General features: G+C 55.5%; 15 protein-coding genes. 11 read left to right on the forward strand and 4 right to left on the reverse strand.

The window, feature by feature from the left end; genetic code table 11:
• Positions 1 to 127: 127 nt before the first annotated feature.
• Entirely contained in the window at positions 128 to 1,048 is a 921-nt protein-coding gene (locus AKG35_RS11575; protein ID WP_011131536.1) for an acyl-CoA desaturase, read from the forward strand.
• Here AKG35_RS11575 and AKG35_RS11580 read toward each other — a convergent pair.
• On the reverse strand, positions 1,027 to 1,779 hold the full coding sequence (locus AKG35_RS11580; protein ID WP_011131537.1) for a hypothetical protein: 753 nt from the start codon (positions 1,777 to 1,779) through the stop codon (positions 1,027 to 1,029). The genes AKG35_RS11575 and AKG35_RS11580 overlap by 22 nt on opposite strands.
• 51 nt (positions 1,780 to 1,830) lie before the next feature.
• Here AKG35_RS11580 and AKG35_RS11585 point away from each other — a divergent pair, with 51 nt between their 5' ends.
• From AKG35_RS11585 to AKG35_RS11615, 7 genes are all read left to right on the forward strand, one after another.
• The gene (locus AKG35_RS11585; RefSeq protein ID WP_041384778.1) at positions 1,831 to 2,763 is read left to right on the forward strand and encodes an acyl-CoA desaturase; all 933 of its coding nucleotides are present in this window, start codon (positions 1,831 to 1,833) and stop codon (positions 2,761 to 2,763) included.
• A 43-nt stretch (positions 2,764 to 2,806) separates the two neighbouring features.
• Positions 2,807 to 3,265, forward strand: a complete 459-nt coding sequence (gene rplI / locus AKG35_RS11590) for a 50S ribosomal protein L9 (RefSeq protein WP_011131539.1) — start codon at positions 2,807 to 2,809, stop codon at positions 3,263 to 3,265.
• 62 nt (positions 3,266 to 3,327) lie between these two features.
• Entirely contained in the window at positions 3,328 to 4,746 is a 1,419-nt protein-coding gene (gene dnaB, locus AKG35_RS11595) for a replicative DNA helicase (RefSeq protein ID WP_011131540.1), read from the forward strand.
• A gap of 51 nt (positions 4,747 to 4,797) precedes the next feature.
• Positions 4,798 to 6,759: a tRNA uridine-5-carboxymethylaminomethyl(34) synthesis enzyme MnmG gene (gene mnmG / locus AKG35_RS11600; protein ID WP_011131541.1), complete on the forward strand. Its 1,962-nt coding sequence runs from the start codon at positions 4,798 to 4,800 to the stop codon at positions 6,757 to 6,759.
• A 25-nt stretch (positions 6,760 to 6,784) separates the two neighbouring features.
• Positions 6,785 to 7,474 (forward strand): pilus assembly protein PilZ, encoded by a 690-nt coding sequence (locus tag AKG35_RS11605; RefSeq protein WP_041384780.1) that lies wholly within the window; start codon positions 6,785 to 6,787, stop codon positions 7,472 to 7,474.
• 17 nt (positions 7,475 to 7,491) lie between these two features.
• Positions 7,492 to 8,070, forward strand: a complete 579-nt coding sequence (locus AKG35_RS11610; RefSeq protein WP_169190004.1) for a chorismate lyase — start codon at positions 7,492 to 7,494, stop codon at positions 8,068 to 8,070.
• 87 nt (positions 8,071 to 8,157) lie between these two features.
• Positions 8,158 to 8,607, forward strand: coding sequence for a hypothetical protein (locus tag AKG35_RS11615; protein ID WP_011131544.1), 450 nt, complete (start codon positions 8,158 to 8,160; stop codon positions 8,605 to 8,607).
• 15 nt (positions 8,608 to 8,622) lie between these two features.
• Here the strand turns inward: AKG35_RS11615 and AKG35_RS11620 are convergent, their stop codons facing one another.
• Positions 8,623 to 9,144, reverse strand: a complete 522-nt coding sequence (locus AKG35_RS11620) for a hypothetical protein (protein WP_011131545.1) — start codon at positions 9,142 to 9,144, stop codon at positions 8,623 to 8,625.
• Between the two features lie 105 nt (positions 9,145 to 9,249).
• Positions 9,250 to 9,798: a SprT family zinc-dependent metalloprotease gene (locus tag AKG35_RS11625; protein ID WP_011131546.1), complete on the reverse strand. Its 549-nt coding sequence runs from the start codon at positions 9,796 to 9,798 to the stop codon at positions 9,250 to 9,252.
• A gap of 121 nt (positions 9,799 to 9,919) precedes the next feature.
• On the opposite strand from AKG35_RS11625, the gene AKG35_RS11630 reads away from it, so the two are divergent.
• From AKG35_RS11630 to AKG35_RS11640, 3 genes are read left to right on the forward strand one after another with little or no spacing between them, the layout of a single operon-like run.
• Positions 9,920 to 10,336 (forward strand): hypothetical protein, encoded by a 417-nt coding sequence (locus AKG35_RS11630; protein ID WP_041384783.1) that lies wholly within the window; start codon positions 9,920 to 9,922, stop codon positions 10,334 to 10,336.
• A 27-nt stretch (positions 10,337 to 10,363) separates the two neighbouring features.
• Positions 10,364 to 12,454 (forward strand): NAD-dependent DNA ligase LigA, encoded by a 2,091-nt coding sequence (ligA, locus tag AKG35_RS11635; RefSeq protein WP_011131548.1) that lies wholly within the window; start codon positions 10,364 to 10,366, stop codon positions 12,452 to 12,454.
• 39 nt (positions 12,455 to 12,493) lie between these two features.
• The gene (locus AKG35_RS11640) at positions 12,494 to 12,673 is read left to right on the forward strand and encodes a hypothetical protein (protein ID WP_011131549.1); all 180 of its coding nucleotides are present in this window, start codon (positions 12,494 to 12,496) and stop codon (positions 12,671 to 12,673) included.
• On the opposite strand, the gene AKG35_RS11645 is transcribed toward AKG35_RS11640, so the two are convergent.
• Entirely contained in the window at positions 12,649 to 13,305 is a 657-nt protein-coding gene (locus tag AKG35_RS11645) for a TVP38/TMEM64 family protein (protein WP_011131550.1), read from the reverse strand. The two genes, AKG35_RS11640 and AKG35_RS11645, sit on opposite strands and share 25 nt — an antisense overlap.
• Between the last annotated feature and the right edge of the window lie 9 nt (positions 13,306 to 13,314).

Consider the following 13,314-nt stretch of genomic DNA (forward strand, 5'->3'; position numbering starts at 1 on the left):
AGATGCACAGCTGAGCTATGGCCCCTGGAAACGGTTCCATAGTTCCTTTAGATTTGAACATGTCTCGGCCCTTTCCGCTCCACTCGCCTTACAAGCCAAGCGGCCGACCCATCCAAAGGAGTACCTCTTGGTTTCCCCTCTTCCGGTCTCTTCAGCCACAAACCGTCAGCAACGTTTGTGGGCTGCTGTAAAGGCTCATCGTGAGCCACTACCAGCAAAACAACGTCGATTCAAATGGGGCACCACCAGTTTCATGCTGGCCATGCATGTAGCAGCAACCTTCGCACTGCTACCACGCTTTTGGAGCTGGCAAGGGTTGGTCGCTTTTGCCGTTCTTTATTGGACCACGGTGCTCGGGGTGACCTTGGGATTACATCGACTGGTCGCTCATCGCAGCTTTGTCGTACCCGTTTGGCTGGAGAGGATTCTGGTGATCATGGCCACGCTTGCCTGCCAGAGTGGCCCCATCGAATGGGTGGCTCTGCATCGCCACCATCACCGCTACTCCGACCAAACCAATGACCACCACGACGCCGGCCGTGGCCTCTGGTGGGCCCACAGTGAATGGATGCTGCATGAGATTCCAGCGCTGGATCACATGGACCGCTTTGCAGGAGATCTGCTAGCCGACCCTTTCTTCCGATGGCTTGATCGCTGGTTCCTGCTGCTACAGATCCCTCTCGGTCTTGGGCTCTACTGGTACGGAGAAGTCGCCCAGGTGCACGGTGGAGGACTTGGCCTGGTGCTCTGGGCCATCCCCCTGCGACTGGTGGTTGTGTACCACGTGACCTGGTTTGTGAACTCGGCGACCCATGCATTTGGCTACCGCAACTTCGACAGCCCAGACCTCTCTCGCAACTGCTGGTGGGTGGCGGTGCTGTCCTTCGGCGAGGGTTGGCACAACAATCACCATGCTTATCCCTCCAGCGCCCGTCATGGCCTGCGATGGTTTGAATTCGACATCACCTGGCAACACGTGAAGGCGTTGCGTCGTCTTGGCCTGGCTCGTCGAGTCCAGCAAGCCCGCTATGTTTCCGGGGCTTCCTGATCAACCAACAACTCTGAGCGGGCCCTGAGATCATCCAAAAACCCCTCTGCTCCCTGTCTGTTCACTCCACCCAAGGCCACCTGAGTTGCGTGCAGATCAAGCAATTCGCCATCGAGCTCCTCAGAGTTGTAATCCCTCAAACCAGCCATCACCTCCGCAAAACGTTCTCTGCGCTGCGCCTTAGTGACTGGATAAGCCTCCATCACCTTGTCCCGGCATTGACGCCACGATTTTCCATTGCATAGACAATCAGCCAAAGCAGCACTAAGAGCTGCGGCCTCATCTTCTTCAATTCGCCAATCAAAGCCAGCAGGTAAGGCAGCAAGACCCACAAAAATCTCAAACAGAGCGCCAGCGCCGAGTGGCTCACCATCTGCTCCTTCCAGAGGAAGAGAACTTTCCGAAAGCACCTTGAGTAAGTCGGGATGACCCTCAACCAAGCGATCACGAATCGGCTCTAGACCGGCATGAAGGATGGCGTTGGCTTGACCCAATGCCAGAAACACTTCGGGGCCTGGTGAAGCGAGTTTGCCGTTGCGCAGATTAGAGATCTGCGAATTGTGCACCCGGCCGAGATCAAGGCATTCAGCCAGAGCCGGCAAGACCTTATGTGACCAACCATTGCGCTCATGCCAGACATGAATGAGATGAGCCATGGCCCGCCGCCCATCATCCAAGCGCTCGCGATAGCCCCTGGTCGCCGAATCAGATTCAACATCAGGCTTAGTCACTGGATAAGGATCCGTATCGTGTATAGTTTATGCACATTCGATAGATCGCTCATGGCCTCCAGAGTGATACCTACGCCTTCAACGATAAGCAGGCCTGCAGCTTCGCATAAGGCCTCAAGCCTTTCTACAAATCTTCAGCGCTCCTACACAAGCCAGGCCATTTGCCCACCTAAAGAATCAAGACGCTGGGGAACGATCGGATTCATGATCGCCATTCATGCCCTATCCATCCTGGCCCTGTTGCCCCGTTTCTGGAGCTGGCAAGCGATCACAACCCTTCTCGTCCTCTACTGGGTCACGGCCTGCCTCGGCGTGACGATCGGCTACCACCGTCTGCTCTCACACCGGTCTTTCCGAGTACCCCACTGGCTGGAGCGCTTCTTTGCCACCTGCGGAACCTTGAGCTGCCAACACGGTCCAATCGACTGGGTAGGACTCCATCGCCACCATCACAAGTTTTCCGATACTGACCCCGACCACCACAACAGTCATAAGGGCTTCTGGTGGAGCCACATGGGCTGGATGTTTGAACCCATTCCAGCCATGCGGGTCGTGCCACGCCTCACTGTTGACCTGGCAGCGGATCCCTATTACCGCTGGCTTAACAAGTACTTTCTACTGTTGCAGCTCCCGCTAGCCGGTTTGCTCTTCTGGATCGGCAGCGTCAGTGGAGCCGGTGGTTTGGCCCTCGTGCTGTGGGGTATCCCCTTGCGCCTAACGATCGTGTATCACATCACCTGGCTGGTCAATTCCGCCAGTCACTGCTGGGGGACTGTGGCCTTCGACAGCGGTGACAACTCCCGCAACAACCCTTGGGTAGCAGCTCTTACTTTTGGCGAAGGTTGGCACAACAACCACCACGCCTTCCCGCACTCCGCCATTCATGGACTCCAGCGCGGTCAGATCGACCTCACCTGGCAGCACATCCGCCTCATGCGAGCCCTAGGCTTGGCTCGCAAGATCCGGCTACCGATCACATCGTAAGGTTGTCGATCGCTAAACAGTCGTCGTCCGTCTTCTTATCGCCATGGCCAAGCGCGTACAAGTCGTCCTGAACGAAGACGTCCTCAGCCTCGGCAAGGACGGCGACCTAGTTGAGGTTGCTCCTGGTTATGCCCGCAACTTCCTGCTTCCCTTCGGCAAGGCTGTCCCTGTGACCCCAGCCGTGATGAAACAGGTCGGTCACAGACGTGCCAAGCAGGCCGAGCATCAGGCGGCAATCAAGCAGGAAGCCCTGGACTTCCAAACCGCACTGGTCACAATCGGGCGTTTCACCGTTAAAAAGCAAACCGGCGAAGACGACGTCTTGTTCGGCACAGTCACCAATGGTGATGTCGCTGAAGCAATCGAAACAGCCACAAAGAAGGAGATCGACCGACGCAATATCATCGTTCCGGAAATTCACCGAACCGGTAGCTACAAGGTGCAAGTGAAACTGCACAATGAAGTCAACGCCGAAATCAACCTCGAAGTCGTCAGCTACTGATTGCTGGCAAGGCTTACAAAACAAGCCAAAGTAGGTCTCCTTATAACGTCAGCTCCTCATCCATGGTGAGCGCCCCCCTGCCAAACAACGGCGATACCGCCGCAGAGGGGTCCCGTCCCTTCAGGAAAGCCTCTTCTACATCTCGAGAACCGAGCTTTGAAGCCCTGCCAGACTCCGTGCCTCCTCAAAATCTGGAGGCAGAGGAAGCTGTTCTAGGAGGCATCCTTCTTGATCCTGATGCCATCGGCAGAGTGGTCGATGTGCTCCAACCTGAGGCTTTTTATCTCAACGCCCATCGAGAGATCTTCCGCACAGCCCTGATGCTTCACAGCCAGGGCAAACCCACCGACCTCACAGCAATGAGCGCCTGGTTGGCCGACACAGGGTCCCTGGAGAAGGTAGGTGGCAGCAACCGTCTGATCGAACTTGTAGAGCGCGTTGCCTCCACTGCATCAATCGAGCAAGTGGCCCGTTTGGTGATGGACAAATTCCTACGGCGACAGTTGATTCGCTCAGGCAACGAAGTGATTCAACTCGGCTTTGACCAGGGCCTACCGATGGAACAGGTTCTCGACAAAGCAGAACAAACAATTTTTGCGATCAGCCAGGAAAAGCCATCCAAAGGTCTCACCCCCACAGCAGAAATCCTTACCAGCACCTTCAACGAGATCGAAAGCCGCTCACTAGGTACGTCCGTCGCAGGCATCCCTGTGAACTTCTACGACCTCGATGCCATGACCCAGGGTCTGCAGCGCAGTGACCTGATCATCGTGGCTGGCCGCCCAGCCATGGGCAAAACCTCCATGGTGCTCAATCTGACCAAAAACGTTGCTCAACTCCACAACCTGCCTGTGTGCTTGTTCAGCCTGGAGATGAGCAAGGAACAACTCACCTATCGCCTCCTTTCAATGGAGGTTGGCATTGAGAGCAGTCGACTGAGAACAGGCCGTTTACGGCAGGAAGAGTGGCCTCTTCTGGGCCAGGGCATCAACACCCTTGGCCAGCTACCGATCTACATCGATGACAAACCCAATTCAGGCGTCCTGGAGATGCGTTCTCTCTCCAGGCGGCTCATGGCCGAACAAGGCAAAGAACTCGGACTCATCGTGATCGACTACCTACAACTGATGGAGGGCTCCACGCCTGATAACCGTGTTCAGGAACTCTCCCGGATTACCCGCGGCCTTAAGGGCATGGCCAGGGAACTGAACGTACCTGTGATTGCCTTATCACAGCTCAGCCGTGGGGTGGAATCCCGCACCAACAAACGCCCAATGCTCAGCGACCTGCGCGAGTCAGGCTCAATCGAACAGGACGCTGACCTGGTGCTGATGATCTACCGCGACGAGTACTACAACCCAGAAACCCCCGACCGCGGCATCACCGAAGTCATCGTGACCAAGCACCGCAACGGCCCTGTCGGCACAGTAAAACTACTGTTCGAGCCTCAATTCACACGGTTCCGCAACCTGGCGGCCTAAAGCAGCAATACATTGATGATTTCTACTGTTCTCTAGAACGTCACGGGCCCCATGCCCTTCAGTGCTCCCCCAACCGAACACTTCGACGTCATCATCGTCGGCGGTGGGCACGCCGGTTGTGAAGCCGCGATTACGGCAGCGCGCTTAGGCCTAAGTACAGCTTTATTCACCCTCAACCTCGATCGGATTGCCTGGCAACCGTGTAATCCCGCAGTGGGAGGGCCAGCCAAGAGTCAACTCGTGCATGAAGTCGATGCCCTTGGGGGGGTCATCGGACGCCTGGCCGATGCGACGGCGCTGCAAAAACGTGTGCTGAATGCAAGCCGCGGCCCTGCGGTCTGGGCCTTACGCGCCCAGACCGACAAACGCCTCTATTCACGCCAAATGCTGCAGTTGCTTCAACAAACAGCCAACCTCTCTCTAAGAGAAGCGATGGTGACTGGCCTCGAAGTCAAAGGTGATCCATCGGGTGGCGGGGAGCACTGGGAGCCAGCTCAAGGACATGCAGCACAAATCACAGGCGTACGGACCTATTTCGGCAGTATTTATCGGGCCCAAGCCGTCGTGCTAACCACCGGCACGTTCCTTGGTGGTCAGATCTGGGTTGGCAATCAATCCATGCCGGCAGGTCGTGCCGGCGAGCAAGCCGCAGAAGGGCTCACCGAAGCCCTCGAGTCACTTGGCTTCCAAACCAATCGCCTCAAGACAGGCACTCCGGCCAGAGTCGATCGACGCAGCATTGCTCTCGATCAACTGGAAGAGCAACCCAGCGATGCCGCTGATCGCTTCTTCTCCTTCGACCCAACCGCCTGGGTTAGCGGTGAACAGATGAGCTGCCACATCACCCGCACCACCGCATCAACCCATCAACTGATCAAAGAGAACCTCGAACTAACGCCTATCTATGGAGGCTTTCTCGACAGCAAAGGGCCGCGTTACTGCCCATCAATCGAAGACAAGATCGTCCGTTTTGCTGACAAAGACTCTCACCAGATTTTTCTCGAACCGGAAGGTCGCGACACGCCAGAAATTTATGTGCAGGGATTCTCCACCGGACTACCTGAGCGGTTGCAACTCGACTTGCTACGCACCCTGCCAGGGCTTGAACAATGCGTCATGCTGCGGCCTGCCTATGCAGTCGATTACGACTACCTTCCCGCCACACAGCTCAGTCCTTCATTGCAAACCAAACGCGTCAAAGGGCTTTTCACTGCTGGGCAACTGAATGGCACAACCGGCTATGAAGAAGCCGCCGCCCAAGGGCTGGTTGCCGGTCTCAATGCAGCCCGTCTCGTCCAAGGCCAAGAGCAAGTGCAATTTCCGCGCGAGGGCAGCTATATCGGCACAATGATTGACGATCTTGTCAGCAAGGATCTACACGAGCCGTACCGGGTGCTCACCAGTCGAAGCGAATACCGCCTGATTTTGCGGGGCGACAACGCAGACCGACGCCTCACGCCTCTGGGCTATCAGCTAGGCCTGATTGATGCACGCCGTTGGCAGCTGTTTCAACGCAAACAAACCGCTCTAGAGGATGAAAAACAACGACTCGAAAAGCAGCGACTCAAAGCTAGCGATCCAGCCGCACCGGCCCTCGAGGCCAAAACAGGCGCAACAATCAAAGGATCCATAACTCTGGCCGATCTGCTCCGACGTCCTGGCGTGCGTAGTGCTGATCTGATCGAGCATGGCCTAGTCGATCCAGAGCTTGCCCTAGGCGTAAGAGAAGGAGCAGAAATTGATATCAAGTACAGCGGTTACCTACAACGGCAGCAACAACAAATTGATCAATTGAAGCGGCAGAGCCAAAGACGCCTACCTGCAAATCTCGACTACGCCAACATCAGCACCCTCTCTAAGGAAGCCCGCGAAAAACTAACCGCTGTAGGGCCACTCAATTTCGCTCAGGCCAGCCAGATCCCCGGTGTTAGCAAGGCAGATCTCACCGCCCTGTTGGTCTGGCTGGAACTGCAGAAGCGTCGAACCCTCGCCGCCTCTGGTCACGATCGATAACGTTGGATGTCATTGGAAACGAACGGTGCCCTCTCAGCTCACCACCTCGCGGGCCTACTGGAACCTACGAGCTGAAAAGGTGATGGACCGCGTCTTCCACGAGCAAGACAATCATCTGACCTCTGCCAGGGTGCATGTCCACGAATCACTCAAGGCGAAGCCACCTCAGTGGCAAACTCTTACTCTGTCTCTTACTGGTCTTGCCACTGCGGGGCTAATCAGCAGTGTCTGGCTAGCTCACAATTGGCAAGCCTCCCAAGCCCAGCTTGACCGAGAACGAAATTTGCTAGTCATGGAGCGGCTCAGAAAGTTACCCGCCGCATCTCGAACGACCAGCGAAGAACCCAGCATCAGCTCAAGCATTAGCGCCCAAAACACAAACTCTGAGCTGGCAGTCCTTCCCCAAACCCCGCTTGATCCTGATTGGGTCCAAAGCTTGGAGCCTGTCATCGTTCCCATCCGCGAAGAAACGTTCTCCAGCCACTCAAGTCACTTGCAGGACAATGCAAGCGAAGTCCCCGTACTTGTAGGTGTCGTACATGGCCCTAAAGGCAGCAGCTCAGCAATCTTTCAGCTGAAGCAAACCTCCGCCTCCGCAAAACCCGGAGAAAACATCGGTAGCAGTAACTGGCGCTTGGACTCTGTCAACGCCAATGGTGCCGTCATCAAAAATCAAGGTCAGCAACGTCAGCTCAACATTGGAGGCGCCTTCTGAACCAGACACCCTCAGGACTGATCTCACCAGCACGGGTCTGGGACGCCCCTAGCAAGGCAGTGCTCTCTGGTGAAGGCCCCTGGCAACTTCCCGGACCCTGGCGATTGATGCTGCTTGGGGATGGCAGCCCAACCCGCCACCTGAGACTGCTCACAGGCCATGAAGTGCAAGTCAACCTCATTGCCATGCAACCGGAACCCAATCCTGATGCAACAGCCCCGCAGGAAGTTCGCGAACTCAAACCACCTTTACTAAGGCGCCAGGTGTGGTTGATCTGCGACTCCCATACCCTGGCCTGGGCAGAAAGCTGGTGGAATTTCGATGAAGCCGAAAAGCATCTCCACAATCGCAATCAACCCATCTGGGACAGTCTCACAAAAGGCCGTTCCGAACTGTTTCGTGAAGTCGACGGACTGGGCCTTGTCGCTGCCGATTGGCTCGAATCCGCATTCGGCCAAACAGGGCCATTTTGGAGCCGTCATTATCGCTTCTTTCGCCAAGAGCGTGAACTAACAGTGATCCGAGAAGTTTTCAGCCCTGAGCTCGAGAAATGGCTCGGACCCACTCCACGACAAGAGCTTCAACTCTGTTCATGACCAGAGCTCTCGATTTGTCGATTTTTAACTTGACAACTTGCCAACTCTTGTGCTTTCGGGAAGATTATTCAAGCGGTTCCCCTCTCCATGGCACCCTCCCCAAGCTGGCTGAGCCTCACTGATCTGGGACGCATCTACGGCATCTCAGCAATCAATTGCGGCCGAGCACTACAACTGCAAGGCTTGCGCGATCGACATGGACGACCAACTCCAGGAGCCCTTGAGACTGGTGCAGCCCATAAGCACGGTCCACAAACCCCTCCACGCACAGCTCTCTGGAACGCCAAAATCTGCAAAGGCTTGCTTGAGAAAAGCGGCTACCAACCCATCAACCGAACACTTCAGGTGGAGCAATGGGCCGAACTACTTGAGGCCCTTGAAGAGGGATCGCCCTCCATCAATGCAACAGCAGAGCAAATGGCTGAAGATCTACCTGAAGAACTGGTAGGTGACGTCAATGATCAACTCGCACTGCGAGGCTGCCATTTTCGCGTAGCGCACAAACCACATCAAGCATCTTTGAGCGCTGCAGCCTGATTGAATCGCGCAGGCTCAATCTCGCCGACGACTGGAACGCGGCAAAGGTCTCCGCTCCAGCGGTCGCTTCAATGATTCTGATGCGCTTCGGTTTGAAGCGGCCTCAGGATTAAGCCGCTCTGATGGGCGACGCTGCCAACGATCAACCTGGAAGGTGGACTCATCGGGCCAATCATCCTCATGAGGCACAACCTCACTGCGAGAAGACGCAGGTTGAATCAAAGGGGGAACACGGCGAGAGATCGCTTCCAGTGGTCGCTTCACTCGCATTTCAGTGGACTGAGGCTCAGACTGCCAAGGCTCCAGCCAACCATCGTCCTCGTCCTCTTCCAACAACCATTCAAGCTTGTCACCCACCCAGCGACCAACCGTTCCCAAGCTCGCAGCGGAACGACGGTCTGTACGACCAGATCCACGCTGTCCAGGGCGGGTGCCGGCCACACCATCAACCAACTGACGACCTGTCTCAAGCCACTGATCCAAACGACGATCCAAGGGATCCCTGGACCTTTGGCGACGTTGACGACGTGTATCCATGCATCGACGTTACCGGCGCCGCCGGTGCAACCACTGCTCCCGTTGCCAACCGATTAGGGCAATCGAGACCCCACTGACCTGAAGCACCCAGAAAAACATGTCCACTCAGGCCTCCGGTAACGCAGGTTCATAGACGAACACACAGCTGGCATGCCAGCTACCCCCATAGTGACGGTCGCAACATTGCCGACAAGCAGCGCGATGAACACGTCGCTGATAAGGAGAACGAAGACCACAGCGAGGGCAAACCGCCCACCACCGCGGCGGCGTTTGAGGCACGGGAAACTGATGGCGCACACTCACCTGAAACTGGTTCTGGGCAGCGTTAATGGCGGCCATCCGGGCATGAAAGTTGGGGCCATGACTCTCCTTAACCTGCAGTACAAGATCAATCCAGGCATGGATCATTTCGTGGCAAAGAGTGCTTTCAGTAGCGGTCTGAGGCAGAAGCTCCAGCAACGGACGAGAAAGAACAATCTCGCAGCTGTTGCGGCCGTCAACCCTTAAGCCACGACGATAAAAACCTGCTGTCTTGCGCAATCGACCATCACTCCACCGCACAGACAGAAGAGGCTGAGATCCAATCGCTAGGGCGCCATTGAAATATTCCCTATTGAAGCGATGAAACAGCGGCAGCAGAGGCACCAGAGGCATTAATGCGCGTGGGGTAGGCCCTTAAATCAAGCTTTGACAGTCTGCCCACTTCACACAATCGCTGAAGAGCCATATTTCTGAAGTCGGTCAGTCAGACTCTCTTGTCAATTGCATCAAGATGATGGATCTAGCCCTGGCACGGGACATTGGGACCAAAGCCCTACTAGCTGGCGCTGGAGCCCTACTGCTCTACTGGACCATCACGGCCGTCAGGCTGGTCTTCAGTGCAAGGGGCATCAACCCCTTGGTCAAGCAGTTCTTCACTCAGGTCGCTGCAGGTCGGATTGATGCTGCCTACCTACTCACCACCAAGACCTATCGGCAGCACGTCAACAGACAACAATTCATCCGCTTCCTGGCCAGTCTGAAACTCAACCGATATCGCAACCTCAAATCCGGTCGACCTAGGCTCCAAGAAGGTCAGGTCATCCTCACCATCAAACTCAAATCTGATGGCAAAGATGAATTAAAAATGGATTTCACATTCAGCAAGATTGACGATTCATGGCGAGTCGATCGCATTGTGCCCCTCAATTGATGACCAATCGTTCTTAAGACAGCTGCGGTGACCCCGACGTCGATAACACCCCCAAAGCGGGCAGCCGAACTACGCCAACTACTCAATCAGGCCGCCCACTCTTACTACGTACTTGATACACCAACGATGGAGGATGCCGTCTACGACCGCCTCTATCGCGAGCTACTGAACCTAGAAGCTAAAGATTCATCGCTACTCACCCCAGACAGCCCCACCCAAAGGATTGGTGGAGCCCCTGCTCAAGGCTTTGCAAGTGTTCAGCATCGCATCCCATTACTCAGCCTCGACAATGCTTTCAATGTTGACGAACTAACGGGCTGGTACGTCCGACTCGCCAAGCTGCTTGGTCATCAAACCAACCCTAAAACGCCTCAACCTGATCTATCGATGGTGGGCGAACTGAAGATCGATGGCAACGCGCTAGCCCTCAGCTACGAACACGGCGTACTCATACGCGCAGCCACCCGCGGTGATGGCGCTAATGGAGAGGAGATCACAGCCAACGTCCGCACCATTGCCTCCATTCCGCTGCGATTACAACTCGTGCATCCTCCAGCCTGGCTGGAAGTGCGAGGAGAAGCGTTTATCCCGAATAGCACCTTTGCAGACATCAACACTGCCCGAGGAAAACGGGGCGACGTAGCCTTTGCCAACCCCCGCAATGCCTGTGCCGGCACGTTGCGTCAACTAGATCCCAAGGTGGTGGCCTCACGTCAGCTGGACTTCTTTGCCTACACCCTGCATCTACCAGACAACTGGCAAGCGAAAGCTCATGATCCAGCCAGACCCATGAACCAATGGGCAGCATTGCAATGGCTCCAGGCCATCGGCTTCAAAGTGAATCCAAACACCGCGTTGCTTGCGGATTTAACTGCGGTAGAAAACTTCTTCAAGCTCTGGGATGAGGATCGCCATCAACTTCCATACGCCACCGACGGAGTAGTCGTAAAGCTCAACGACTTACAACTACAAGAAACTGCAGGCTTTACTCAAAAGGCCCCACGTTGGGCGATTGCACTCAAATACGCCGCTGAAGAAGCCCCAAGCAAATTGCTAAGACTCACCTGCCAGGTGGGACGCACAGGCGCCGTAACACCTGTGGCTGAATTCGAAGCGATACCACTAGCAGGTACAAGTGTGAGCCGCGCCACACTGCACAACGCCAATCGGGTCAGCGAGCTCGATCTCCATAGCGGCGACACCATCGTGGTGCGCAAGGCCGGCGAAATCATCCCGGAAGTGATAGGTGTGTTGAGAGAACTACGACCTGCAGGAGCACAGACACTCAAGCTGCCTCATATCTGTCCGGAATGCCGATCAGACCTAGTGCGGGAAGAAGACGAAGCAGCAACACGCTGTGTCAACAGCAGCTGCCCAGCGATCCTGCGCGGAACATTACGTCACTGGGTCAGTAAAGGAGCTCTGGATGTAGATGGCCTCGGCAGCAAGCTGATCGAACAGCTGGTAAACCGCGGTCTAGTGCAATCGATTGCTGACCTCTATGCCCTCGAGGCAAGCCTTCTGGCAAGCATGGATCGTATGGGCAGTAAATCAACAGCAAACCTGATAACCGCCCTGCAAGCCTCCAAAAGCAAACCCTGGCATAAGCAGCTCTACGGCCTAGGAATCCACCATGTCGGCGAAGTCAATGCTAAAGCCCTAGCTAAAAAGTTCCCCAGCGCCGCCACACTGGCCACCGCCGCCTGCAAGGCACCCGAACAAATCACGTCAGTGTTCGGAGTCGGCAACGAAATTGCGCAGTCACTCCAACAATGGTTTGCCACCCCCGCCAATCAACAGCTTCTGGCCAAGTTGAAACAGCTAGGTATCTCCCTGGAAGCCAATGAAGACGAGCTCGCTCACGACACAGATCAAAACCAAAGAACGGTCAGCTTGGAGGGCCAAACCTTTGTATTAACAGGCACTCTGCCAACCCTGAGCCGCAGCGAAGCCCAAGCCCTGATCGAAGCCTCCGGTGGCAAAGTCAATAACTCTGTCAGCAAAAACACCAGTTATGTGGTGGCTGGAGTTGCAGCGGGCAGCAAACTGAACAAGGCCGAAAAACTTGAAGTCACGGTCCTTAACCAGGAGGAGCTGCTCAAACTTTTGGCCAGCTGAAGTTCTCCATCCCTAGGCTTTGAATCACTGCATAAGAGCATGAGCCAAGCCAACATCAACACCTGGATCAAAACAGCCTGCGGACGTGCCAAATATGCAGATCTGGCTCAACGCACTGGGGTGCTTGCACGCCTCCGGCTGAGCTGGTTCGTGTTCTTTGCCGCCCTCAAAGACTGGCAGCTAGACAACCCAGATCAACTGGATGGCTCTGAATCCTGAAGAGCTCGCTTGGCTGCAAGGCCTACCAGCCATACCACCACAACCGTGGCCAACACCCCAACAATCCTGAGAGTCCAGGTGGCCGGGTCAGCCTGGCCAGAGAGGACATCGCCAAATCGCGCCACATCTCCAGCCAGTGCACCAAAACCACAAAACAAAACAGTGCCGGGAAGAATGCCGATCAAACCGATCGAATAGTCCCGCAGGCTCACCTCACTGAGGCCATATGCAAGGTTGAGCACACTAAAAGGGAACGCCGGAGACAGGCGCGTTAAGAGCACCAACTTGAGCCCCTCACGACTCACGGCCTTCTCAACAGCCTGCAGTTTTGGCACAACTGCCAAGCGACGTCGAGCCCAATTCCTTAGCCAGTAACGTCCAAGCAGAAAGGATACCTCTGCACCCAGGCAGGCTCCGACAAACACCAGCAAACTTCCTAACCCAGTCCCGAAGAGCGCACCTGCAAGCATCGAGGCCCAGACCCCTGGCAGCAACAAGGTGACCCAAACTGCATAGAGAGGCACAAATAGAACTGCACCAATAGGTGTCTGCAAGAAAGGCAGCCAAGACTCCAACCAAGTCCCTGGATCAATCAACACAAGCAATCTGCATGCAACACCAATACCTCTCATACTCAAGAT

Source organism: Prochlorococcus marinus str. MIT 9313, from assembly GCF_000011485.1.
Classification (GTDB): domain Bacteria; phylum Cyanobacteriota; class Cyanobacteriia; order PCC-6307; family Cyanobiaceae; genus Prochlorococcus; species Prochlorococcus marinus_D.

Coding starts and splice junctions, on each gene's coding strand:
- AKG35_RS11640 (WP_011131549.1), top strand. CDS start 12,494: ATGAGCCAAGCCAACATCAACACCTGGATCAAAACAGCCTGCGGACGT.
- AKG35_RS11625 (WP_011131546.1), bottom strand. CDS start 9,798: ATGCCTCTGGTGCCTCTGCTGCCGCTGTTTCATCGCTTCAATAGGGAA.
- rplI (WP_011131539.1), top strand. CDS start 2,807: ATGGCCAAGCGCGTACAAGTCGTCCTGAACGAAGACGTCCTCAGCCTC.
- AKG35_RS11630 (WP_041384783.1), top strand. CDS start 9,920: ATGGATCTAGCCCTGGCACGGGACATTGGGACCAAAGCCCTACTAGCT.
- AKG35_RS11585 (WP_041384778.1), top strand. CDS start 1,831: ATGGCCTCCAGAGTGATACCTACGCCTTCAACGATAAGCAGGCCTGCA.
- mnmG (WP_011131541.1), top strand. CDS start 4,798: ATGCCCTTCAGTGCTCCCCCAACCGAACACTTCGACGTCATCATCGTC.
- AKG35_RS11620 (WP_011131545.1), bottom strand. CDS start 9,144: ATGGATACACGTCGTCAACGTCGCCAAAGGTCCAGGGATCCCTTGGAT.
- AKG35_RS11615 (WP_011131544.1), top strand. CDS start 8,158: ATGGCACCCTCCCCAAGCTGGCTGAGCCTCACTGATCTGGGACGCATC.
- AKG35_RS11645 (WP_011131550.1), bottom strand. CDS start 13,305: ATGAGAGGTATTGGTGTTGCATGCAGATTGCTTGTGTTGATTGATCCA.
- dnaB (WP_011131540.1), top strand. CDS start 3,328: ATGGTGAGCGCCCCCCTGCCAAACAACGGCGATACCGCCGCAGAGGGG.